The organism is Stenotrophomonas sp. PD6, from assembly GCF_049199305.1.
Taxonomy (GTDB): Bacteria; Pseudomonadota; Gammaproteobacteria; order Xanthomonadales; family Xanthomonadaceae; genus Stenotrophomonas.
In genome coordinates, this window is sequence record NZ_JBLZQD010000001.1 from 610332 (window position 1) to 634139 (window position 23808).

At 62.8% G+C, this 23808-nt stretch carries 23 protein-coding genes; 4 read left to right on the forward strand and 19 right to left on the reverse strand.

Annotated elements, in window-relative coordinates; genetic code table 11:
• The 4 genes from ACOZHM_RS02545 (at position 1) to ACOZHM_RS02560 (ending at position 4193) form a co-directional block, all read left to right on the forward strand.
• The gene (locus ACOZHM_RS02545; protein WP_421567367.1) at positions 1-1788 is read left to right on the forward strand and encodes a putative bifunctional diguanylate cyclase/phosphodiesterase; all 1788 of its coding nucleotides are present in this window, start codon (positions 1-3) and stop codon (positions 1786-1788) included.
• A gap of 171 nt (positions 1789-1959) precedes the next feature.
• Entirely contained in the window at positions 1960-2574 is a 615-nt protein-coding gene (locus tag ACOZHM_RS02550) for a hypothetical protein (protein ID WP_421567368.1), read from the forward strand.
• Entirely contained in the window at positions 2571-3899 is a 1329-nt protein-coding gene (locus ACOZHM_RS02555) for an XVIPCD domain-containing protein (protein WP_421567369.1), read from the forward strand. Before ACOZHM_RS02550 ends, ACOZHM_RS02555 begins: the two co-directional genes overlap by 4 nt.
• A gap of 57 nt (positions 3900-3956) precedes the next feature.
• Complete coding sequence (locus tag ACOZHM_RS02560; RefSeq protein WP_421567370.1) at positions 3957-4193, forward strand: DUF1653 domain-containing protein; 237 nt, start codon at positions 3957-3959, stop codon at positions 4191-4193.
• Between the two features lie 81 nt (positions 4194-4274).
• Here ACOZHM_RS02560 and ACOZHM_RS02565 read toward each other — a convergent pair whose 3' ends face one another.
• The 19 genes from ACOZHM_RS02565 to ACOZHM_RS02655 form a co-directional block, all read right to left on the reverse strand.
• Positions 4275-5636: a hypothetical protein gene (locus tag ACOZHM_RS02565; RefSeq protein WP_421567371.1), complete on the reverse strand. Its 1362-nt coding sequence runs from the start codon at positions 5634-5636 to the stop codon at positions 4275-4277.
• Positions 5637-6044: 408 nt separating this feature from the next.
• Positions 6045-6827 carry a hypothetical protein gene (locus ACOZHM_RS02570; RefSeq protein ID WP_421567372.1) on the reverse strand — a complete coding sequence of 261 codons (783 nt, stop codon included), beginning with the start codon at positions 6825-6827 and terminating at the stop codon, positions 6045-6047.
• A 421-nt stretch (positions 6828-7248) separates the two neighbouring features.
• A complete protein-coding gene (locus ACOZHM_RS02575; RefSeq protein ID WP_421567373.1) occupies positions 7249-7791 on the reverse strand; it encodes a DUF4189 domain-containing protein in 543 nt (180 codons plus the stop codon).
• A gap of 138 nt (positions 7792-7929) precedes the next feature.
• The gene (locus ACOZHM_RS02580; RefSeq protein WP_421567374.1) at positions 7930-8463 is read right to left on the reverse strand and encodes a DUF4189 domain-containing protein; all 534 of its coding nucleotides are present in this window, start codon (positions 8461-8463) and stop codon (positions 7930-7932) included.
• A gap of 40 nt (positions 8464-8503) precedes the next feature.
• A complete protein-coding gene (locus ACOZHM_RS02585; protein WP_421567375.1) occupies positions 8504-9043 on the reverse strand; it encodes a DUF4189 domain-containing protein in 540 nt (179 codons plus the stop codon).
• A gap of 387 nt (positions 9044-9430) precedes the next feature.
• Positions 9431-10114, reverse strand: coding sequence for a DUF4189 domain-containing protein (locus ACOZHM_RS02590; protein WP_421567376.1), 684 nt, complete (start codon positions 10112-10114; stop codon positions 9431-9433).
• A gap of 36 nt (positions 10115-10150) precedes the next feature.
• Positions 10151-10684: a DUF4189 domain-containing protein gene (locus tag ACOZHM_RS02595; protein ID WP_421567377.1), complete on the reverse strand. Its 534-nt coding sequence runs from the start codon at positions 10682-10684 to the stop codon at positions 10151-10153.
• Positions 10685-10738: 54 nt separating this feature from the next.
• Positions 10739-11896 carry a type IV secretion system protein gene (locus ACOZHM_RS02600; protein WP_421567378.1) on the reverse strand — a complete coding sequence of 386 codons (1158 nt, stop codon included), beginning with the start codon at positions 11894-11896 and terminating at the stop codon, positions 10739-10741.
• A 69-nt stretch (positions 11897-11965) separates the two neighbouring features.
• A complete protein-coding gene (locus ACOZHM_RS02605; RefSeq protein WP_421567379.1) occupies positions 11966-12769 on the reverse strand; it encodes a hypothetical protein in 804 nt (267 codons plus the stop codon).
• Between the two features lie 16 nt (positions 12770-12785).
• The gene (locus ACOZHM_RS02610) at positions 12786-15230 is read right to left on the reverse strand and encodes a VirB4 family type IV secretion/conjugal transfer ATPase (RefSeq protein ID WP_421567380.1); all 2445 of its coding nucleotides are present in this window, start codon (positions 15228-15230) and stop codon (positions 12786-12788) included.
• 75 nt (positions 15231-15305) lie between these two features.
• A complete protein-coding gene (locus tag ACOZHM_RS02615) occupies positions 15306-15614 on the reverse strand; it encodes a type IV secretion system protein VirB3 (RefSeq protein WP_421567381.1) in 309 nt (102 codons plus the stop codon).
• Positions 15607-15993 carry a TrbC/VirB2 family protein gene (locus tag ACOZHM_RS02620; protein WP_421567382.1) on the reverse strand — a complete coding sequence of 129 codons (387 nt, stop codon included), beginning with the start codon at positions 15991-15993 and terminating at the stop codon, positions 15607-15609. The genes ACOZHM_RS02615 and ACOZHM_RS02620 overlap by 8 nt, the downstream gene beginning before the upstream one ends.
• A gap of 72 nt (positions 15994-16065) precedes the next feature.
• Positions 16066-17010, reverse strand: a complete 945-nt coding sequence (locus ACOZHM_RS02625) for a lytic transglycosylase domain-containing protein (RefSeq protein ID WP_421567383.1) — start codon at positions 17008-17010, stop codon at positions 16066-16068.
• Positions 17010-18053 (reverse strand): P-type DNA transfer ATPase VirB11, encoded by a 1044-nt coding sequence (gene virB11 / locus ACOZHM_RS02630; RefSeq protein ID WP_421567384.1) that lies wholly within the window; start codon positions 18051-18053, stop codon positions 17010-17012. The genes ACOZHM_RS02625 and virB11 overlap by 1 nt, the downstream gene beginning before the upstream one ends.
• Positions 18054-18068: 15 nt before the next feature.
• The gene (locus tag ACOZHM_RS02635) at positions 18069-19334 is read right to left on the reverse strand and encodes a TrbI/VirB10 family protein (protein ID WP_421567385.1); all 1266 of its coding nucleotides are present in this window, start codon (positions 19332-19334) and stop codon (positions 18069-18071) included.
• Positions 19331-20110, reverse strand: coding sequence for a TrbG/VirB9 family P-type conjugative transfer protein (locus tag ACOZHM_RS02640; RefSeq protein ID WP_421567386.1), 780 nt, complete (start codon positions 20108-20110; stop codon positions 19331-19333). Before ACOZHM_RS02640 ends, ACOZHM_RS02635 begins: the two co-directional genes overlap by 4 nt.
• A complete protein-coding gene (locus ACOZHM_RS02645; RefSeq protein WP_421567387.1) occupies positions 20107-21159 on the reverse strand; it encodes a virB8 family protein in 1053 nt (350 codons plus the stop codon). Before ACOZHM_RS02645 ends, ACOZHM_RS02640 begins: the two co-directional genes overlap by 4 nt.
• Before the next feature lie 89 nt (positions 21160-21248).
• Complete coding sequence (locus tag ACOZHM_RS02650; protein ID WP_421567388.1) at positions 21249-21698, reverse strand: hypothetical protein; 450 nt, start codon at positions 21696-21698, stop codon at positions 21249-21251.
• A 421-nt stretch (positions 21699-22119) separates the two neighbouring features.
• On the reverse strand, positions 22120-23793 hold the full coding sequence (locus ACOZHM_RS02655; RefSeq protein ID WP_421567389.1) for a type IV secretory system conjugative DNA transfer family protein: 1674 nt from the start codon (positions 23791-23793) through the stop codon (positions 22120-22122).
• Between the last annotated feature and the right edge of the window lie 15 nt (positions 23794-23808).

Consider the following 23808-nt stretch of genomic DNA (forward strand, 5'->3'; position numbering starts at 1 on the left):
ATGCTCGACCGAAGTCAGGAGCTGGAACGCATCGCGCTGATCGAAGCGCTCAACGTGATGGATCCGGCACTGGGACGTTCGCTGGACCCGGTGACCGAGCTCGCCGCATTTACCTTTGGCACGCCGATCGCGCTCATCTCCATTGTCGATGCGGATTCGCAGTGGTTGATTTCGCGCGTGGGACTGTCGCTGCAGCGCACCGATCGCCACCACTCCATCTGTTCCTGCGCGATCCAGTCGCCCGGCATCCTGCAGATCGAGGATCTGCGGGAAGACCCACGCTTCAGCGACAACCCGCTGGTCACCGGGCCCGAGGCCATGCGCTTCTATGCCGGCGCGCCGCTGGTGACCCGCAGTGGCATCGCGCTGGGCACGCTGTGCCTGATGGATCGCGCGCCGCGCGTCCTGTCGGAGAACGAGCAGCGCCAGTTGCAGACCTTGGCGCGGGTGGTGGTCAACCAGATGGAACTGAAGATGTCGCTGGGCCGCCGCGATCCGGTCAGCGGGCTGCCCAACCGCCAGCAGTTCCAGGCCGACCTCAGCCTGCTCAGCCGCAAGGACGGCGCCGGCCACTACACCGGCGTGCTGGTGGACGTGTTCGACCTGCAGAGCGCCAACGACGCCGGCCAGGCGCTGGGCATGAAGCCGGTGGAATCGCTGCTGCGCCAAGCCTCGCTGCGCGTGCAGGACATTCTCAAGGACGTGCAGGTCTACCACGTCGCCGCTACCCGCTTCGCCTTCATCCTGCAGGACCAGTCGCGCGAGGACGTCGAAGCACTGATGGGCAGAATGCGCGAACGCATGCGGCGCCCGTTGATGGTCGGCAGCATTCCCATGTCGCCGCAGTTCCATGCCGGCCTGTGCGACTTCCTGCCCACCCCGGAAGACACCGCCGATCTGGTCCGCAAGTGCCTGGTCGCCATGCACCATGCCTTGCAGATCGACGCCTGCCGGTGCTGGTATTCCGCCGACCGCGACGCGCATCTGCGCCGCCGCTACCGGCTCGCCTCCGACGCCGCGCGCGGCCTGGCCCAGGACCAGTTCAGCCTGGTGTTCCAGCCCCGCTACGACCTGAGCGACGGTCAGCCCGTGTCGGCCGAGGCGCTGCTGCGCTGGACCCACCCCATGCTCGGCCCGATCAGCCCCGGCGAGTTCATCCCGGTGCTGGAGTGCACCGCACTGATGCACACACTCAGCCAGTGGGTGATCGAGCATGCCTTCGAGCAGGCGGCGCGCTGGCAACGGCTGCTGCCCGGGTTCGCGCTATCGTTGAATCTGTCCCCGCGCGACTTCGACAACGAACAGCTGTGGACCGGCATGGCCAACCGCCTGCACGTCCACGGGCTGGCGCCGTCCCAGATTGAAGTGGAAATCACCGAGGGCCAATGGCTGCACAGCCACCCGGCGGCGTTGCCACAGCTGCGCGCGATGGCTGCCGCCGGCGTGCGCATCGCCATCGACGACTTCGGCAGCGGCTACAGCAACTTCGGTTACCTCAGCGAAGTGCCGATCAGCCACATCAAGGTCGACCAGAGCCTGGTTACCGGCCTGGCCCGTTCGCGTACCGCACGGCTGAAGGTGGAGGCCATCATCCGGCTCGCGCAGCAACTCGGTTACCGCACCGTGGCCGAAGGCGTGGAGCACGACAGCGAACTGTCGCTGCTGCGCCTGTGGGGCTGCGACGAGGCACAGGGCTACTACCTGGCCCGCCCGATGAGTGCCGATGCCGTCACCCAGCTGGTGCTGGCCTGCCGCGCCGGACCGCTGGCCGACGCCGCACGCGAGTAGGTTTCCGCACGTTCCGTGACCGCCGGCGCGCAGACCGCGCGAACGGCGCTGCTAGGATGTCGGCTGTGCCACCCATTGTGTTCTGCCGGCTGGAGTGCCCTCTTGAACCGACTGACCTTCTTCTGCCTCACCGCCCTATTGATGACCGCCTGCAACCCTTCGGAGCCTGCCATGAGCCGTGACCTGTCCAATGCCGAAGCCGATGTCGCCGCCGGCGGTCGTGGCCTGGCCACGCTCAACCCGGCCCCGGTGAAGGCCTATCAGGTCACGCTGCGCATCCAGGGTGCCCCGGGCACGTTCAAGCATGTGCGCGGCACGGCGCAGTACGACGTGGTCAACGAAGACCAGTGCGGCTACATCGAGCCCGCCACCGGCACCGCGTCGCGCATCACCAGCCAGGAACCGCTGGAGCTGACCCGCATTTCCGATGAGGAGTACCAGGGCACGCTGTACCTGGACCGGATGCAGGACCAGGACTACTACGGGCGCGGCATCTGCCGGTGGGAGTTCACCGGCGCTGGTGCGCTGCTCAAGGCGACCGGGGCGCAGGAGGAGACGCGGTTCCTGACGTTTGTGGATGCGCCGGAGCTGGTGGCTGGGAAGACGTATACGCGGTATTACCCGCTGCGGGACTATCCGCGGGCGGGTGCACTCAACAATGACCCGAACCTTCCCGCCATCGATGACTACGCCGCGCGAGGCCGTGAACAGCCTACCGAGTACGCACCCAACCTTCAGAATCAACTTTTCTCGATCACAGTGTCTGCTGCTGAAATCAAGTCATGACGATCACAAGTCAAGACTATGCGGCCCTGGCGGACGATGCCTACATTGATCGCAGAGTGGGGCGCAGGGAGCCTGGCCAGGAAGAAAAGGTCTATCTCAACGGGAATCAGTACAAGGTACTGGATCATGTCGATGACCGAAGGACGGGCTATCAGGGAACGGTCTACCAGCGCGTCAGCACCAACGAAATTGTCGTAGCCCACCGGGGCACTGAAGAACTCATCAAAGATGGCGTGTTGACGGACGCCGCAATGGTTCTTTCTCGCAGCAACATGCAGGCGGGACAAGCGTTGGAACTCACGCGCCGCACTCTGACCGAGGCACAACGCTTCGGGAATGAGTCAGGCATCGCGCCTCCCGAAGTCACCGTCACCGGCCACTCCCTTGGCGGGTCACTCGCGCAGATCACAGGCCACCACTACGGCCTGAAAGGCGAGACCTTCAATGCCTATGGCGCGGTGAGCCTCACCAGTTACCGGATTCCGGAAGGCGGCCACAGCATGATCAACCACGTCATGGCTGCAGATGCCGTCAGCGCGGCGTCGCCGCACTTCGGTGAGGTGCGGATATATGCCAGGCAGAAAGAGATCGACACGCTCTCCCAGGCGCACTACAGCAACAGCAACCTGAACTTCCTGATCCCCGACTACCCCATCTCCGCTGCCGCCGCATCGCTGGGCTCCCACAAGATGGCCAATTTCCTGGGCGACGAATCCGTACTGGCCACCAACACCGCCCGCGTGCAGGCCAAGACCAACGCCCGCATGATCGACGAGTACCGCAGCGACATCGACGGCCTGCGCACCGGCGCCACCGTCATCTCGCGCGGCGTTCCGGGCGGCGTGATCGACGCGTACGACAAACTGCGCGGCCCGCTCGAACCGGGCGAACCGGCACGCCGTGACGTTGAGCAGCGTCGCAACGAGCGCGACAGCGCACGCATGGACGAACCCGGCCACCCGGGCTATTCGCTGTTCAAGGACGCCCAGCGCGGCGTACACGAACAGGATGCCCGCGTCGGCCGCACGCCGGACCACGCCAGTGACCAGCTCGCGGGCAGCCTGGCCACGCAGATGCACGCGGCGGGCGGCAAGCGCATCGACGCCGTGCTGATGAGCAATGACGCGGCCAACACCTTCGCGGTCCAGGGCAAGGTAGACGACCCCGCACACCTGCGGGTCTCGGTAGCCACCGTCGCGGCCATGAACACCCCGTTGGAGCAGAGCAGCCGTCAGCTCGATGCCGCCGCCAGCAGCCAGCAGCTGGACCAGCAGAACCGGCAGCTGACTGAGACGCAGACCGCCGCGCGCAGCATGAGCGCCTGACGCCTCCGGCTGTCCGGGGCGCCATGAGACAATGCCGCACACTCAGGAATTGACCCCATGTCCAATCTGGCTCCCCTGCCCCCGCTGACGCCCGGCCGTTACCGCCACTTCAAGGGCGGCAACTATCAGGTGCTGGGCGTGGTACGCCACAGCGAAACCCTGGAGCCGCTTGTGCTGTACCGCCCGTTGGACGCGGATCTGGGCGTCTGGGTGCGGCCCTACGACATGTTCAGCGCGCAGGTCGAGGTGGACGGCGTCCTGCGTCCGCGCTTTGCACTGGTAAGCGCCGACTGACAGCGCTTCGCACAGGCCAAAGAATGCCCCAAAGAAAAAGCGCCCCGAAGGGCGCTTTTCTGATTTGGAGCTTGGCCCGCGTTACGGCGTGGCGCTTTGTCCTGCCACTGCCGTGCTGTTGACGATGTACGGGTCGCGCCCGGCATCGGCATAGCCTCTGCAGGCCACATCACCCGGCGCCACCGGGTCACAGGTCCACAGGCTGCGCGGCAGCGTGTCGCGCGTTTCAAAGCGCTCGCCGTTCCACACCAGGAAACCGAGGTGCAGGCGCCCCCACTCGCCGTACGTACGCGGCTCAGCCTTGCTCTCGGCCTTCACGTCGGCATACCAGCGCAGGGCTGGGCCGAACTGCAGCTTGCCCGCATCCAGCTGCGCGCTTGCCGCTTCCACGCCGTAGCGCTTGCGGTCGGCATCCGACACCAGCGGCTGGGCCGGCATCACCTGTTCGGTGATGTCCTGCGGCATGGCGCCCGCGGTGACCTGGAACACGCGCTGCTGCACCAATGCCTCGCGGCAACTGCCAGTGGACAGGCGCATCGTCTCGCCGCCGATGTTCTCCGGATGGCGACCGTCAACACAGGTAAACGGGCCAGAAACCAGATACACCGTGGTGGCCGGATCGGCACCCTCGAACGAGCGCACCCACAATCCGTCCTGTACCGCCAGGAAATCGGGACGCTGGCCGTAGCCCGGCACCGCCTTGAACCATGCCTTCTGGCTGAGCTGACGCTCGCGTGCGGCGCGCGGCAGCAGCAACTGCTGTTCCGGAATGGCCTTCAGTACGTTGGCCAGGTGCGCGGGCATGGTGCCCTGGCAGGCGCCGATCAGCAGGTCATCCTGCGTCGCAAGGCGCGCGGCCAGATCGTTCGGGCAGCGGGCGCCCAGCTGGCGCTCAATGGCGTTGTTCTCGTTGGCCAGCGTCGGCACCGGCAGCGAACGCGGCACTGGCGGCGCATCCGGAGCGGGCGCGGCGACGGGCTCAACCGGTGCGGCAGGTGCCGCGACGGCAACGGGCGTCGGGGTGCTGGGCGCCGGCGCAGGCGTGCTGACCGCCCCAGAGGGGGCGGCAGCTTCTGCGACCACGGGTGCGGCGGTGGCAGCGGCCGGTGCGGCGGGCGCGGCTTCCGGCTCCGATGCTTCAACGGGCGCTGGCGCAACTGCCGGCTGCGGTGTCTCGGGAGATTCAGCAACCGCCTCCGTCACTGCGTCCGCAGGCATATCGGGCGCGATCTCGGCAGGCGCGGGTTCCGATGCAGCCGCGTCCGACGAGGAGGCGACTACAGGTGCAGCGGCTGTCTCGGGCGTGGACACGGCCACCTGCTCAATGACCGCAGCGGCTGGCTCAGCCGCTTCGGCTTCGGCTTCGGCCGCGGACTGCGCGTACGCGCTACCCAGCGCAAATGGCAGCAGCAGCAACAGGGAGGCGGAATGACGAGCACTCACGTGCCTGGAGTAAAGCGAACCATTTCGCATATTTCGTCCTTGAATCTAGAGTGGAATTACGTGGATCACAGCGACGCTATTGGCAACGAACTAACGTTCGTCCAGACCGACAACCGTATGCTCGCAACCGTGCTGATCTCTGGCTGCACCCAAAACCCCTTCGGGTGCGCCCCCCCTATGTCGCCGGATTCCCAACCGCGACACCCTACACCAGTCGTGAAATCCGCGTCGCGACCAAGCTGGGAATATTTGAATTAGATCACAACTTTGGCGGGCAATCCCCTACATCGTTGGGAGCCCTACCAGCGTATGGAGCGCAGTACAGCCTACTGAGCCCACCTCATGCCGCACTGCAGCGCGTGACAACGTTCTGTCACAAAAGATGCCCATTTCCCGCGTCGGTATGAGTCATTCGTCCTGCAGCGCTCTCTTCAACGCGAGGGTCTGAACGACATCGGACACCGCCGTCGCACCCGGATCCCCTCGGAGCGCTGCCCTGGCAAGCACCCTTTGCCTGGCATGCATCGAGGAAATGTAAGCGTCGTAACCCTGCATCCGCGTCGACCACTGCTGGGACATCACATTGAGCTGGTTGGTGAGCCGGGCTGTGTCGCTCTGCGTCGACTGTACGCCGCCGGTCGTGTTGCCGCTGGACGTCCTGGCGTCGTACACCTGGCGCAACGCGTCCTCGGCCTGCTCCATCGTTCTGTCCAGAAACACCACGGTCTCGTTGAACCGTTGATTCTCCATCATCTGAATGTTCACGCAGATCTGCCGCATCTGCCCTTCGAACGCGTAACGGTCGCCAAGCTTCAGCGCGGGGAAGACGCTCTGCATGCCGAGCCCAGCTGCCTTGTTGCCGCAGGCCTCCTTGACGAGGTAATCCGGCTCCACGGGCTGCAACTTCACTCCGGCGGGCAAGCCCATGGAGAACCGGAGCGGATCGAGGATGGCGCGTGCGTCATCAATCTGGGCCTTCACTTCCTCCCAGCGTTTCGCCTCCTTGGCGAACACCATAGAGTCTGAGAAGAATTTTTGAATATCACCCACGATGGAAGTGATATCGATCACAGGCGCGCCCGCACTGACGCTCTGCGTTGCTGTCATCGATGCAATCGCGAGCACGCATGCGAGTGCACCACGCCGCTTCCGCTGCCCAGCCTTCTTAGTCGTCCGCATCCAATTGCGCATGGCACTCCTCCTTGTTGTCGGAAAGGAACCATGCATCGAACGAAAGCGACTGGCAATTCAACTGTTTCGTAGAACTTTCGAAAATCAATAGACACCAACTAATACTGCGTCGCAATCGACCGGCGATGTTTCGCCATGCCTGAGTACCGGAATCGATCCAGAGTACGCCTAAGGCTCCGTGCTCTCTGGGCTACGTCGCTCGGACGACATACCGCACCCGGGAAAATAGGCCGGGCTCAAGATGAGCATCCAAGCCACATCAGGCAAGAATATTGCGAATATTGACGCTGCATGGCACGTCGCAACTGACCAAAAGCAGCGGATGCCTGCGCGCCTGCACCTATCCACGACGGGCGGCGAGAGAAGCAAAAGAGGAGGATCATCACTGATCCTCCTCTTGGAGTCTTAAGCGCTATGGCTGCTAGAAAGCTTTGAATTCCGACATACTGCAAGCTGAGTACGTGACGCTGCAGCTTGCCCCTTTGCTGCCGGAGCGACACCCATCCAACGCCAAACTCTTGGCCTTATCAAGGGTCTCAGCCCCCACTGCGGAAGATGTCAGGCCGGCCGGAATTCTGCCATTGACCGGGTCTGGATCCGCCAGTGCGACGCACTGATTGTAGTAAGCGATCCTGACTTCACACTTGTTCCCGCCTTGCGTCTTGCACTGACTCGTCGCCGCGGATATCGCCGCTCGTTTTGACCGCTGCGAAACCGCGTAGCCTGTGGCCAGCGGGCGATTGGGGTCAGGCTTCATGTCCTCTACGACCGCACCCCAACGGTTTTCCCACTCGCCAGTAGGCCTGGCAGCGGGCGCCGCGCCGGTGGATCCGGCCCTTGGAATGGGCGCACATCCCTGGACGCCCTGCCCGCCTATCGGGTACTGACCGGGAGGACACCCTCCCTCTGCCAATGCGGGGAACGATGCAGAAGACAACATCAGGATTACCAGCCATCTGGCCATCTTCAATCTCCAAAACGTGGACCCTATTCGCACCACACGTCCCGATCCGGAATGTGACCGGGACGTCTCCACCCACAGCACAGGTCGATGTGTGAAGCGCCTGGACGTCGCCCTTCGGAACGTTGATCTTCGGTAGAACTAGAAAGCCTTGAACTCGGACATGCTGCAAGCTGAGTAGTAAACCTCACATCTCTGCCCTTTCACACTTTGACAAATCCTCAATGCGTCAGATTTTGCTTCATCAACGGTCACGGCCGTATTGGCAGTAGTGATTGCGCCCGGAACTCGCTCGCCAACTGGATCGGCCAACGCAACACATTGATTGTGATAGGACAAACGAACCTTGCAGGCTGTACCGCCTCCCTGCGTGCAACGCGACATGGCGAGCGACTCAGCTGCACGCTTAGTCTTCTGTGAGGCCGCTACTCCAGTAGCGATGTCTGCGCCCGGTGCTACAGTCGTTGTATCGTCTGCCACGGCGCCCCAACGGGTTTCCCATTTTCCCGTTGGCCTGGAAGCAGGAGCTGACCCGGACGCCCCTGCGCCGGGTATTGGCGCGCAACCGACAACGCCTTGTCCACCAATCGGGTACTGCCCAGGCGGACATGCGCCCTCCGCAAAAGCGGTCAGAGGCACCACAATCAACGCCAACAGAATGAAACAAATTCGCATCAGTCAACTCCACTACCGGGGAACATCCAAGGGCGAGCCGCTAGAAAGCCTTGAACTCGGACATACTGCACGCTGAATAGGTGATCGAGCACCCGCTATTCTCTGCTACCGAACACCCCTTCATCGCCAAGTCTTTGGCCTGCTCTGCGGTCCCGGCGCTGTATGTGCTCGACCTACCGCCTGGACCACCCTGGCTACGAGGCATCGGATCGGCAACGGCAATGCACTGATTGTTGTAGGTCGCAGTGACTTCGCACTTCAACCCACCACCGGCACGACACTGCTCTACGGCGACCTTTTCCGCCTCGCGCTTGCTGCGCTTTGACTCCGACACACCGGTTGCCAGCGGGACACCACGCACGTTCGCGCTGGAATCCTCAGCAATAGCCCCCCAGCGCGTTTCCCATTTGCCAGTGGCTCTAGGCGCGGACGGCGCTGCGCCAGCTCCGCCTCCCCCAGGAATGGGAGCACACCCTTGAACCCCTTGCCCGCCGACGGGGTACTGTCCGGGCGGACACGCGCCCTCTGCAAAGGCGTGGAAAGACGTGACCAGCAATCCGAATATCAACGCGATACGCATAGAGACCTCATCAACCCTGTCATCTTATCCACGCAGAATATCAGGCTCAGCGCGGCGCCTGAGTAAGTTTGACGACATGCTGCGCAGGTGCGAGCTGCGATCTGCGACGAACTGTCTGACCGCGCCACACGCCACCAACGACGCAGAATATCGCGCCCATGCTGCCGCATCAGCCCTTTCCAGAAAAGGAGAGATGTCGCTACTGACCAAGCAAACTGCGAAGCTGCGAAGCTGCGTAGCTGCGTAGCTGCAGATTGCTGAGCAAGCTCTTTCAATGATCATCGGATGAAAAGAGAACGCTCATTGCTGAACCTCCTCTCTATATTTTCATCCTAGACCGCTGCAGCCTGAAGCCGACACAGTCAATTTCACTGGACTCGCGAGAGATCAAAGGAAAGACTTGAACTCAGACATGCCACATGCGGAATACACGATGCTGCATTCCTGACCTGCTCCGAATGCCGTGCAGTCTTTCATCGCGCCAGCAGTTGCCAACTCCAGAGTCTCCGCCGCCACGTGGCGCGATTCAGCATTTCCTGTCGTGCGCTGACGACTCGCAATGGTCGGATCAGCGATTGCCACGCATTGGTTGTAGTAGGCCACTCGCAGCTTGCAACTGCGTCCGCCCGCCTGCTGACAGTCCTTCATCGCGGCCGCAGTCGCTTCGCGCTTCGACTTCCGTGAAACCGAGATTCCCGTAGCAAAGTAGACGAATCCTCTACGACCGCACCCCATCTCGTCTCCCAATTTCCCGTCGGCTTGGGGGCTGGCGCGGTTGCGCTCCCCAGATGCGCCAGGGATCGGCGCACAGCCCTGCACGCCTTGGCCACCTACGGGGACTGACCGGGAGGACAGCCGCCTTCTGCCAATGCAGGAAACGATGCTGCGACCAAGATAAGGTTTGCGAGCAATCTTGCCACCTTGAATCTCCAAACCTTCGACCAAATTCGCACCATGCGCCTCGACCAAGACTGAACATAGTCGAATCGTCACACGCGAATACGGTGCTGCTTGAATTGACCTGATTCGTCCCTGCCGACGAATCATGCGGCCATAAAAAAGGAGGCTCATTGCTGAACCTCCTAGGCACCAAGGTCTCCGCTAAGGCTAGAACGCCTTGAACTCAGACATGCTGCATGCGGAATAACTGATAGAGCACTGCCCAGAACCGTCCGGAGAACAGCGCTTGATGGCCTCCGATTTGGCAAGCTCGAGAGTTTCGGCCCCGTACGTCACGGATTTCCCGCCAAGACCACCTTGACTGCGTGGCTTCGGATCGGCCATTGCGACGCACTGATTGTGGTAGGCAATCACTACTTTGCACTTCTGGCCACCAGCCTTGGTGCATTGATCAATCGCAACCGCCACCGCATCCCGCTTTGACTTCCGTGACTCAGCTACGCCAGTCGCCGTAACTACGCCACGCTCGGATGCACTGTAATCCTCCGCCACGGCACCCCAGCGGGTTTCCCATTTGCCCGTTGGCTTGGGGGAAGCAGGCGCACTTGCACCACCCTGAGGAATCGGCGCACAACCCTGCACTCCCTGCCCTCCGATTGGATACTGGCCAGGAGGGCAAGCGCCCTCGGCAAACGCCGAGAATGATGAAAGACCAAGGAGGATGGCGACAAGCAATTTCATGGGAATCTCTCTCGCAACACTTCTCTGGATATGGGCACAACGACGATTCACTCTTTAGCCGGTAGGGGCGTTGCCATACTTGCCTGACGTTGTGTTTGCCGCGACAGACGTACCTTGCGAGCCCATGACAGAACGACCCTCGCTCAGATGCTGCGGAGCAGCGTTGGTGGGTGCGGGATTGTGCGTCTGCGGCGGCGTGTACGAACCCGGCGGCTGACCTTGCCCGCCCGGCTGTGCCGGAATCGGACTGCCACCGATCTGGGAATATGCCATGAAGTTGCCCAGCGTACCCTGGAAGAAGAACGCCGCCATTGGGGGCGCAGTCAGAATCAGGGTGGTGAGGATCAAGCCCATGCCGCCCTGCTGCATGGCCTGGCTGGTGAGGCCGTCCGAAGAGGCACCGGGCGTCAGGAATTGATCGAACGCAGCGCGGGCCCAGAACGCGACCGACACGCGGATGACCATGTCCAGCGCGATGGAGACCATCGCCGCCAGCACCGCCATGGAGAACATTGTGCCTATGCCGTAGAGCAACCACTTCTGGAACAGCGGCTTGGTCTGCTCGAACAAGAGACACAAGATAAACAACGGACCGAATCCAACGAACAGTGCCATGGCAATCTGATAGAGCAGCAGCATGGAGCCCGCCACTACGGCCGGGCCACCGGTGCCCATGCCAATGAACAGCTGTGCCTGGGTCTTTTCACTGCTGATGCTGGGGTCGCCGACCACCTTGATGGCATCCACGCTGGACAGCGCCACCTGCATCCAGCCCAGGGCCTGGTCGATCTGCTTCTCCGGCGGATCGTCCTTGCCAGTGACAACCGCCGAAATCACACCCTTGACGTCCTTGGTCAGGAACTCCTGGATGCTCGTGCCGAAGATCGCCATGCTGGTGGCGACACTGACGATGAGGGCCGCGCGTGCCATGTTGGTCACCAGCGCCATCATCGAGTCACGGCTCTGGCCGGTCACGATGCGGTAGCCCTGGATGAGCACCCACAAGGTCATCAGTACCAGGGCGATGCCGCCTACCCAGGTCATCATGTGGGTCAGCAACTCGATGCCGAACTTGTTGATGCGATCTTCCAGGTAGCTGAGGATCAGCCGGAAGAAGACGAAGTCGCCGATCGACTGGATACGCGTGGCGTACCCAAGCAGGTCCTGCAGGCCTCCCGAGATGTCAAAATTTGCGATCGATGCGAGCTTCATATCCATAGTCCTTTGGTCTTCCCACTTTCCAGGGCCCGGCGCGCCTGATGCGCGCGGGGCTCATGCCGCTCAATCAACGCTCAGGGCGCCCTTCAATGCCACCGTCTGGACGAGGTCGCCCAGCAGCTTGTTCTTCGGGTTGCCCTTCAGCGCGGCCCTGGCCAGCACGTTCTGGTTCTCCTGCTGCGCCGCGATGTAGGCGTCATACGCCTGCATGCGCGTACCCCACTGCTGGGCCATCATGTTCAACTCATTGCCCAGACGTAGCGTATCGCTGTCCGCTGCCTGCACCGCGCCGGTCTTGTTGCTGCCGATACGGCTCATGAAGTTCTTGTACATCTGCTCCTCGGCCTGCTTGACGGTCTTCTCGAGGAAGTCGACGGAGTCGTTGTACTTGCGGTTCTGCATCATGCGGATGTTCACGCAGATCTGCGCCTGCTGCGCGGCGATATCGCCATCGCTGATGCCCAGCACGCTGACCGCGGTCTTGAGGTCGAAGCCCAAGGCCTTCTTGCCGCAAGCCTCCTCCACCAGGTACTTGGGTGGAACCTTCTCGAGCTTTGCGCCATCCGGCAAGCCGACGATGTAGTTGAACGCATCGAAGATCGCACGCACCTCGTCGATCTGCTGCTTCATCTGATTCCAACGCACCGCTTCCTTGGCGTACTCGGTGGTGTCGGAGATCCAGGACCGGATTTCGCCGATGATCGAGGTGATGTCGATGACGGGCATGCCCGCGTAGGCGTTCTGCGTGCCCAGCAGCATCGCGATGCTCAGTACGACCGCACGCATGCGCGTGCGCTTGGCCGGACGAGTCGTGGTCGTGTTGTTGGTCGAGATGTTCATTGCACCCTCCAATGTCTTCTTGCTCATGGTCCGTATCCTTACGTCAGGCCGCGTCCGAGCTGGCCGCTGCCGGCTTGCCCGATCCCTTGCGATTCTTGTAGAACTCTTCCAGCCACTGCTCCGGGGTCAGTTCACTGACCGGCGTACGTGCACGGGCCGATGCGGTCTGCAGCACCCGGTGCATGATGTCGATGTTGTCGGTCGAGGCCGAGATCACCGACAGAATGTCGTCCATGCCGCGCAGGTTGAGCTGGCATACGCTGGAGGCGTGGCCCTGCTTGACCAGGAAGCAGCGCGAGCGTTCGTCCAGCGCGGTGACCACGCGGAACTCGGCTTCGGTGAGCTTCAGGCCGTCCATGTAGTCGGACTTGCTGGCATTCGGGTTCGGCAGCAGGATGAGCGTGGCGGTCTGCTCGATCAGGGCGGCGGAGATGTCGCTCTTCAGCGCGTCTTCCGGGCTCTGCGTGGCGAAGATGCCCAGACCGTTCTGCTTACGGATGGTCTTCTGCTTGTTCTTGGCGAACTCCTTCAGTCCACCCTCGCCGTCCAGGATCTTCCAGAATTCGTCCATCACGTAGATCAGCGGGCGTCCGTCGATCAGCGACTCCAGCTTGTGCAGCAGGTAGTTGATCACCGGCACGCGCACTTCGGGGTTGTCGATGATGTCGGTGTAGTCGAACCCGATGATGTTGGCCTTGCTCAGGTCGATGGTATCGACCGGGTTGTCGAACACCCAGCCCAGCGAGTTGCCCGACGTCCAGCGGCGCATGCGCGCGTACAGGCCGTCGTCGCCCATGTTGGGCAGGCTCTTCTGGAAGTTGGTCATGCTGCGCAGGTGCATCGGGGTGTCGAGCATGCTCTCCACACCGCGGTAGATGTCCTCTTCCTCGCGGGCGCTGTATTCCTTCTTGCCGGCCAGCACCTTGATCAGGTCGGCCAGGAACTGCACGTTGGCTTCGTTGTTCTCGCACTGGAACGGATTGAAGCCGGTCGCCGAGCCGTTCTCCAGCGCCAGGTAGTTGCCGCCGCAGGCGCGCACGAAGATCTCCGCGCCGCGGTCCTTGTCGAAGAAGAAGATCGTCGGCGACGGGTCGTACTTCTGCACCTGGCTGAGCAGGAAGTTGATCAGCGCGGTCTTGCCGGTACCGGACTTGCCGATCACCATGGTGTTGGCGATTGCCTTTTCACCCAGCGAATTTTCCGACGGGTGGGTGGCGTGGAAGTTGAAGTAGTACGGCTGGCCGTTGGTGGTCTGCAGGGTGGTGACGCAGTCGCCCCACGGGTTGTTGTGCTGCTTGCCGGTGGCGAAGTTGTGCAGCGGCGACAGGCCCAGGAAGTTCAGCGAGCTCAGGTTGGCCAGGCGGGTACGGTAGCGCCAGTTGCCCGGCAGCTGTGCGTAGAACGCGGAGGTGACGGCCAGGTCTTCCTTCACCGAGACGAAGCCGGCGTTGGACAGTTCGGCGCGGGTGCTGGCCACGTTCTGCGAGAGCTTGGCCTGGCTGTCGCCATACACCGCCAGGGTGTAGTGGTATTCGCCCAGCACAAAGTTGCCCGACGAGAGCTGGTCCATGGCCTGGTCCAGCTCGATGATCTGGCTCACGGCCTTGTCGCCGGAGGAGATCATCATGCCCTTGGTGCGGTCGAGCACCTTCAGCGCGTCCTGGCGGCCCATGGGGCTGAAGGAATGGGTGACCACGTACTCGAAGTCGAGGTACTTCAGGCCGTTGAGGATGCCCGGGTACGTGCCCTCGGCAAACTCCTTGATATTGAGGATCGCGCCGAAATGGTTGACGCCATTGGGCGTGGCGATCACGAAATCGCCGGTCTTGGCCGAAAACATGTGCTTGCTTACCGGCAGGAAGTCCTTGATCGGCGCGGACAGCACCGGCACGGGCTCATCGATGCGGTTGATCAGGTAGCCGAAGAACTCCAGCGTCTCGGAGAACACGATACCGTTCTTGGCTTCATACATGCCAAGGCGGTACGGGGCGTAGTCGCGGATCACCGCTTCCACGTTGCCGGCCAGTTCCATCAGCTTTTCGATGGCCTGGGACTGCTCGGCCTGCAGTTTGCCGACGTCGGCCGACTTCTCCACGAACCGCTTGCCGGTCACGACCGGGCGGTAAAGCATGGTGAGGTACAGCTCGTTCTGCATGATGCGCTGCGAGGACAGCATGCCCATGTACTGGTCGGACACGTCCTGGTTGAACTTCTGCTTGAAGCTGCTCTTGCCCTTCAGGGTGCGGCGGCGACGGATGTCATGGGCCCAGAAGGCCACGTTGACGAAGTCGGGCGCGCGCAGCGTCTGCAGCAGGCGGTTGAAGGTGTTGTGCTTGTGCTCAAGCTCCCACTCCTCGCGACCCACGAACGGCAGCCCCTCCAGATGCCAGGTCAGCAGATAGTCGCCGCCGGTCGTCTTGACCACGTTGGTGGAAACGTGCGACGACAGCGGGATGAATTCGGCAATGGAGGTGTCTGGGCTGAACATGCTGCGGATTCCGATGAGGGGTCTTCGGTAAGTCGGAATGGCCCGGGCAGAAGCTGCCAGGGCCATTCCGGCACCTCAATCCTTGGGTGCCGGTTTGGTGCGGTAGTGATTCGGGCTGAACACCCACATGCCGTCATGATCCTTCACGTTGCGGACCCTCAACTTGAACTGCAGTCGGAGGCCCATCAACCGGAAGATCATTTCGTCGCGCTTGGCCATGTGTCGCATCACGAACACGGCCACCGGAATGGAGGCCAGGTACCAGAAGTTCGTGTAGACACTCAGCAGGAACAGGCCACCCACGACGAAGAAGAACGGCACGTAGGGAACGCCCATGAACATTGCCGGGCGCGTACAGCCACGAAAAACGACGTTCTTATGCACTGTAGTGCTGCAGGGCGTTGGTCAGCATCGCGCTGCAGGCGCTGTTGTCCGAGCTGTCGCCCAGCAGCATGCTGGCGATCTGGCCGGCCGCACCGATCAGCAGGCCACCGATCAGGATCGGCGCCACGTCGGCAATGCGCTTGTGCGCGAAGGCGATCTGGTAGCCGGCGAAGATGACCGCGATGGTGACGACGGCGATGGAGGCGATGCTCAGCAGGCCATTGATGCTGCTGAAGAAGCCGCACACCTTGGTGTCGGTACCACCGAACTCCTGGGCAAAGGCCTGCGGGACGAACATGGCGCCGACGAAAGCGGTGGCCATCAGCACGGTCTTCAGCGTGCGCTGGGCGTTGACGAGATCGAGGTTGAATCGCTTCATGGGTGGATATCCTTGTTGATGGGCTTGCATTACTGAGTGGCCAATCGGGGGCTTGACCGTGCCGCGCCTGCGTCAGAAGACGAAGGCTGCATCCCCTGCGGGAACCGGTGGTGCCACCGGCACGGGGGCCGGCGGGGTGTATTGCGCGGTTGACGATGCCGTGGGTACGGGCGCATTGCGCTCGCTCCACGGCCTGAGCATGACGGGGCCTTCGGCGCTGCCACCCTGTGGCGGCGCGGCGATCGGGGCCTGCATCCGCACCTGCTGCTGCGGCGGCGCGGGCGCGGCCTGCGGCATGGCGCGATCCACGGCGCCCAGCACGACCCGCGACAGCGCGGCGTCGGCGAGGTTGACCAGGCTGCCGCGCGCCATGGCGGAGGTGGACGGATAGACGACGTAGGCACGTGCCGGGTCATCCGGCAGCGCCTGGATCTGCGCCTGCGCGGCGGCCACGCTCTGGGCGACCACACGGCCCTGCGCGGCCGACTCGAACTGCGGGTGGTGCTCGATCTTCACTTCGCGGCGGGTGCTGCGCGGCAGGACGTTGATCGGCGCAACGCCGTCGGCCGCGGCCACGCGCTGGCTGCGCTGGATGGAGTCGTAGATCTTCTGCACGTAGCCGTGGCGGAAGCCGGTGGTGAAGTTGCCCGAGTAGTAGCAGCTGAACGACTTGCCCCAGTCGCCGCCCGAGCGCTTGTAGCACTCGGCGAGAATGCGCGAGCCGGCCACCAGGTTGTCGCACTGGCGGAAGGCCTTTTCGTACGAATCCAGGCCGTACTTGGGCAGGTTGTAGCGGTTGACCTGGGCCAGGCCGACCGAGAAGTTGTAGCCCTTCTCTTCCAGCATGCGCACCGTGGCCAGCGCCTCGTCCAGCTGCTTGGGCTGGCGCGCCAGCGCACCGCCCACCACGCCGATGGCGTAGGGGTTGCGCGAGGATTCCACGTTGATCACATGCTGCATGACGTCCATGGGCACCGCCATGTCCTGGCAGGCCAGCATTTCGAATCCTGGAAGCATCAGTGCTGCCCTCCCTGTGCACGGCCGGGATTGAAGTCGATACCGGTGATGTAGCGCGAGCCGGCATGCGCCTTGATGTGGACCACGATGTCGATGGTCATCATCAGCAGGCGCTTGATCACCTCGAACTCCAGGCCGGAGCCTTCGGTGGATGCCTTCACCATCAGGGCCAGCTGGTCCCAGGTCTGCTCGGGGCTGCCGGCGTGGCAGCTGGTGATCGAACCGGGGTGGCCAGAGGCGCAGTTGCGGATGAAGTAGAACGCCTCATCGCCACGCAGCTCGGCGAGGATGATGCGCTCGGGCTTCATGCGCAGGCACGCCTCCATGCAGCTCTTGGCGGTCACGTTGCTGGTGCTCTGCCCGCCCTTGGAGTACAGCAGGTGCACCACATTGGGCTGGGTGAGGAACAGCTCGCGGGCGTCCTCGATGGTGACCAGGCGCTCGCTGTCCGGAATGTGGTTGACCAGCGCCTTCATGAAGGTGGTCTTGCCGCTACCGGTGGCGCCGGACACCACGATGTTCTTGCGGTACTTCACCGCACGCCGGAAGAATTCGGCGTACTCGCGCGAGGCACGCAGTTCCACCAGCTCGCGGTCCTGCTCGCTGAGGCTGCCGTCCTGCTCGAGGATCTGGTTGAAGAACCCATCTTCGTGGTACTGGCTGAGCGTCTTGGTGTGCTTGGACGGCAGACGGATCGTGATCGACACCTTGCCGGCGTCGCAGGCCGGCGGGATCACGAACTGGGCGCGCTGCCCGGTCGGGAAGGTGAGCGACACCACCGGGTCAGCGTCGGTAATACGCTGGCCGGTGTTGCTCTCGTTCACCACCGCCGTGCAGAACTGCCGGGCCCGTTCGAAGGTCAGGCCCGGCACGTCCACGCGCTCCCACCCCGCCCGGGTTTCCAGGTACAGCTCGCCGGGACGGTTGATGCAGATTTCCGTCACTTCCGGCGAGCTCATGTACTCGGCAATTCCCAGCACTTCGTACTGATAGCGCAGGAAATCACTGGAGACTTGGGCGATGGGGGCCACTTCTGCGTCCATGGTCAGGTCACTTCGTTACCGGCTACGCAGCACTTGGCTGAAGTCGACATCCTTGGCGACATACACGTTGATGCGCGTACCCTGGTTGATCGTTACGGTCGGCGGACGACGCTGGCTCAGCGCCTCACCGGCCAGGCGTTCCATCTGGCGCGCGGTCGCGCTTTCATACGGCGACTGCACCGCCATGCCGCTGTTGGTGATGGTCGTGCTCTCCGGGCCGTGTTCGGCCGCGGCGTACTTGAAGGCGTCGGCCAGCAGGCTGATCATCAGCGCCGAGGCGATGCGGCTGCCCCAGTGCGCGGAGTACTGGCCCGGCATGCCGGCGCCACCCAGACCATCGATACCCGGGCTGGACATGGCCACGTCGATGCCGTTGGGCGTGGTGACACGGTCCCAGATCACTTCGACGCGGTCGCCGATCGGGCCGCCACCGTAGGAACCGTAGATCTTGGAACCCTTGGGCAGCAGCAGCGTGCGGCCGTTGATGGAGTACACCGGCTCGGTCAGCAGGCACGAGGTGTAGCCGGCGAAGTCGCTGATGATGCGGGTTTCCAGGATGCAGCGCAGGTAGGTGCCACGCACCAGCAGCGCATCCGGCGAACGAATGAACGACGCGTTGGACACATCGTCCACGTCCGGACCACGACGCACGCGCTCCGGCGCCGCCGGCTGACCGCCGTTGCTGGCCTGGAGGGCGGCCATCATCATCTTGCTGTATTCGTCGTTCGCACCCGGCCCGCCTGCGCCGTCGCCATCGCCGTTGCCTACGCCTGCACCACCGCCGATACGGCGGTCCATCAGGGTCGGACCGCGGTCGATCTCGCGTTCCTGCATCGGCGGCGTCATCGCCGCCATGCGGCTGGCGCGGGTGTCTTCTTCCGGCAGCGGCGGCAGCATCGGGATCGGCTGCACGTCACTCGGGAGCGGCGGCGTACTCGTGTCCGGCCCCAGGCGCGGCATTTCAGGCGCCGACGCGCGGGTGGTTTCGGCCTGCTTCTTGGCCGGCTCGTCGCCGCTGTTCTTGCGGAACAGCAGGAAGCCCATGGCCACCAGCAACACCAGGATGCCGCCCATGAAGGCGAGCGCCTTGCGGTTCAGGCGCTGTTCTTCGGCAGAGCGCAGCTGCGGGGCGCCGGCATCCAGATCCGGTGCCTGCGCGGCATGGGCATTGCCGAAGTACGGGTTGGAGGGGTCTACCCCGCCCTGGCCGACGCCATACTCGCGCTGGCCGTCGTCTCGAATGTCGTTCGGGTCATTGCCCGGAGTGTTGTGCTGGCTCATTTCTTCACGTTCCTTCGCAGGCCGACAACGTTGTCGCCGTGGCGCACCACCAGATACGGGTAGGTCCCATGGACGATGAGGGTGTTGCCTTCCACGGTGGTGTTGACCACGTATTCCTCACCGTACTCCTCATCGCGACCGAATACGGCCGGGAAGATACCGGTCTTGTACTCGGGGGAGTTCGGCAGCTTCACGTAGGTAAAGCGGCTGTCGTCATACACGTTGACCGGGATCAACCAGCCCATCTTCTTGGCGCGACGGGTGGAGTAGGAGTAATCGAAGTTGTACTGGCGGTCCTTTGCCAGCTCCGTGCTGAGCAGCGGCTTGGCCTCTTCCTGCACCGCCGTCTGGGCGACGCCGAATTCGGTATCGCTGGGGTAGGTGAAGGCGATCTTGTACTGCACGCCGGCGCGGCGGGCCTGTTCCAGCTGACGCCAATCCGTGGCGACCACCTTCAGTTCGAAGATGTACGAATGGGTCTCGGTGCGCACCATCATGTTGGTGTCGACGTCGACGTTCTTCGGCTTGAGATAGAACACGTTCTCGCGACGGGTCAGCTCCCAGCCGGTGCTGAAGCCGGTGCTGTAGTCGAGGATCTTCTCGTTCGGGCTCAATTCGATCTGGGTGGTCAGACCCAGGCCGGTGCGCACCGGATAGATGCGGTCCTGCTCGTATTCGTAGTGGTCCACTGCCTGTGCAGACGCACCTGCGGAGAACATCAACGACAGCATCGACACGACGGCCAATGCTCCTCCTTGTACCTTTCGACTACTCATCGGGTGCTTGCTCCATCAGCAGTTCCGGTGGAATTTCCTTGAGCCGGCCTCATGGCCGGTTGCCCGGGCATCGGCTGCCCTTGCATCTGTTGTCCCTGGCCCGGCTGTGCCGGATAGGCGCCCTGTGGCACCTGCTGCCCTGGGTAGGGTTGTCCCTGCATCGGCTGCCCCTGCGGGTAGCCCTGCGGCGCCGCGACCGGCTGGCCGGTGACCGGGTCGATCGCAGGTGCGGCGGCAGCAGCCTGGGCGGCGGCGTATGCGGCGTCCTGGGCCTGGTCGGACTGCTGCTGCAGGGCAGCGTCGTCCGGGCCCGGGATGCCACGGGAGTAATCATTGTCCACGCGGTACTCGAACACTTCCATGCCCAGCGGGTTGAGGATGCGCTCCTGCTCGGACAAGGCCAGCTTGCCGTCGTAGCGGAAACGCAGCGTCACCAGCTGGTTGTCCAGGTAATTGGTGGTGCTCTTGATCTTGTCGTAGATGCTGCGCTGGATGCGCACCGACGCGCCGCGGAAGCCACCGTTGGGCTGGGCTTCGAGCGGGGTGATGCTGAGAATCTTCACCCGGATGGCGCGCTCCTTGCCGTACAGCACGATCGGGCTCTGCGGGTTGTTGCCCGCGTAGCGTGCGCGCACCGCGTCACTGACCGGCTTGCTGGACATCACGTGCACCAGCTGCCAGTCGCGCAGGCCCATCACGGCGAAGTCGTACGACTCGCGCGCCATGACGTACTGCGCCACGTTGCTGCGGTTGATCGCATCGCTGGCGGTGATGGTCTGCCCTTCGAAGTTGCCGGTCAGCCTGGCCACCGTGGCCGTACCGCTGTAGGCATCGGCCATCACCAGGAACGGAACCTTCTCCTTCAGCGGCAGCATGTAGTAGTAGCCACCGGCCAGGGCCAGCGACATCACCAGCGATGAACCCGCCACCCACCAGGCACGGCGCTCGCTGCGGCGTGCGAGGTCGGCCACCGTGACCTCGTAGCTCACCGCTTTCGCGACGGCCTGGTCCACTTTCGGGCTGTTGCCTGCGTCCTTCTTTCGGAACATGGAATTCATCCGTACTGCTGGAATATCAATGGGCGCGATACCCCGGCGCCGCGCGCCGGGAACACCGCGGTTGCCTGATGCCTACCCGCTCAGCTTCCGCTGGAGGCGTCGGCGCTACCGGACGAGGCGGTGGACGGAGCGGCCACTTGCACCACGATCTGGTTGCCGACGATGGAGATCGACACGCCCTGCCCTGCATACGCGGAGCTGAGGTCGATCACCGCCTGCTGCGGATTGGTCGTGACGATCTTGGCCACCGCGCCGTACAGCGTGTAATCCGAGGTGATGCGGTAATCCAGCGTCATCCCGGAATCCTTGGCCCAGCGTTCGAGCATGGACTTCAAGGTGCCGTCCATGGGCGAGGCCTGGTACACGTAGCTGGAGTACAGCGGAATTTCCATGGTGGTGCTGGCGAAACGATTCACCGGCTTCCAGCGGCCACCGAAATCCGGTGCGGGCTTGGTTGCGCAACCGGCCAGCAGCACCACGGCGGCGATGATGGCAACGGTGCAACCCTTTGACAGAAACGCTTGCTTCATACGGACTTCCCTATGACGTACGGAATAGCGGCTTTTACCCCGGAAATGACGGCAACGCATCGACCCGTCGCAGCCTGTTGTCAGGCACGACGAACCAACGTTGGATGCAAGCTGCAACACCTTTCACTGGTGCAACCGGGCCCCCGCCCCGTCTGGTGTGTAGACGCCCCGAACGCGTGTTCGGCCCCTGCGCCTCCACCCCTCAACCCGAGAAAAGCCATCCATGTTCCTCTTGGTGTACTTCAGTGCATGTCTTCCAGCACTGTACTCAACAACAAATTCATGACGTATGGAACGTCCATCACAAATACGATGACACATCTTCGCGTCAAATCAACGTCAAACCTGACAAATTTTTAACGTTCACACACACTCATCTGCATTTTTTTTGACGCACGTCACACGTTTTCACGCGAGACGCTTACAGGTCCAGCATCGGCACTGCGGTCTTCGGCAGCAGCCGAGACGTGAAATAACGGTCCTGGTAATACTTGATCTTGTCGCATTTCACCGGGTGCGGAATGCCTTCGTACAGGAACACCTCATGGTCGTTGCCCATGGCCTTGAGCTCCTGCGGCAGCATCAGCGCACGCCGTTCCTCGGTGAAGCTGTGGGTCTTCTCACGCGCATGGGTCACGTTCTTCTTGCGCACGGTGGTGTAGCCGAGCATTTCCGAATAGTCGTTGGCGTCCTGCTGTTCGCGCGGCGCGTACAGGATCTGCAGGGCGTGGTTGGTGATGATGGTGCGCGACACATCCTTGCCGTAGGTGGCATCGAGCTGGGCCATGCTCTGGATGATCGGCAGCAGGCGCACGTTGTAACCGGCCATGTAGGACACGGCCGAGGCGATGATGTCGACCTTGCCGATGGCGGTGAATTCGTCCATCAACAGCAGGCACTGGTACTTCAGGTCCGGGTTGGACTTGGGCAGTTCCTTGGTGTTGAGGTTGATGATCTGGCTGAAGAACAGGTTGATGATCAGGCGGCTCTCGGCCAGCTTGTTGGGCTGGATGCCGATGTAGATCGTCATCTTCTTCTTGCGCAGGTCGGTGAGCAGGAAGTCGTTGGCGCTGGTGGCCTTGTCCAGCACCGGGTTGATCCAGGCGTTCAGCGGCTCCTTGAACGTGCCCATGATCGAGGCGAACGTTTCATCGGCCTGCGACAACATGTTGGCGAACGCCGAACGCGCGTTGCCGCTGAGGAACTTCTGCTCCGACAACGCCTTGAGGTACTTCTTGAGGTCGCTGCCGTCGCCGGTGGACAGCCGGTAGATGGCGCCCAGCGTCGGCGTGCCCTGCCCGCCAGGGAAGCCCATGCGGCGCTCGTCGTCCCAGTTCTCGAACAGGTACAGCGCGAAGGCCATGAACGCATTGCGGGCTTGGCTGATCCAGAATTTCTGGTCGTCCGAGCCGTCCGGATACAGCATCGCGGCGATGCTCATCAGCTCCGAGACGCGGAACGCCTGGTCGTCGGAGACGTAGCTGAGCGGATTCCAGCGATGGGTGCGGCGGTCTTCGGCGAACGGATTGAACAGGAACACCTCATGGCCCTGACCGGCGCGCCAGCCACTGGTGAGGTCGAAGTTTTCCTGCTTGATGTCCAGCACCACGACGGATTCGCCGTACTCGAGCAGGTTGGGAATCACCACGCCCACGCCCTTGCCCGAACGGGTCGGCGCAGCCAGGATCACGAACTGCTGGCCACTGAGCCGCACCAGCTTGCCACCGAAGCTGCCGACCACGATGCCGTTGTCGGACTTCTTGAACAGCCCATGCTTGGCCAGGTCCGAGGCGGCCGCGAAGCGCGCATCACCGTGCAGCGACTTCTTCTTGGGCTTGAACATGAGAAACAGCACCACCAGGCAGAGCAATGCCGGCAGCCCGAAGCCTACGGCACCTGCGGCCTTGATCTTGGTCAGGTACGGTGCGACCGCCGGCTGATCCATGGCCTGGATGTACTGGTAATAGGTGTTCCAGCTGAACAACCCGGTGTCCAGACGCAGGAACAGCAGGGTGAGATACCCGGCGAGGCAGTAGCCGACAAGCGCGGTCAACAGGACGACGACAGCGGTGACAACAATCTTCTGCGTGGACAAACCCAATCCTCCATG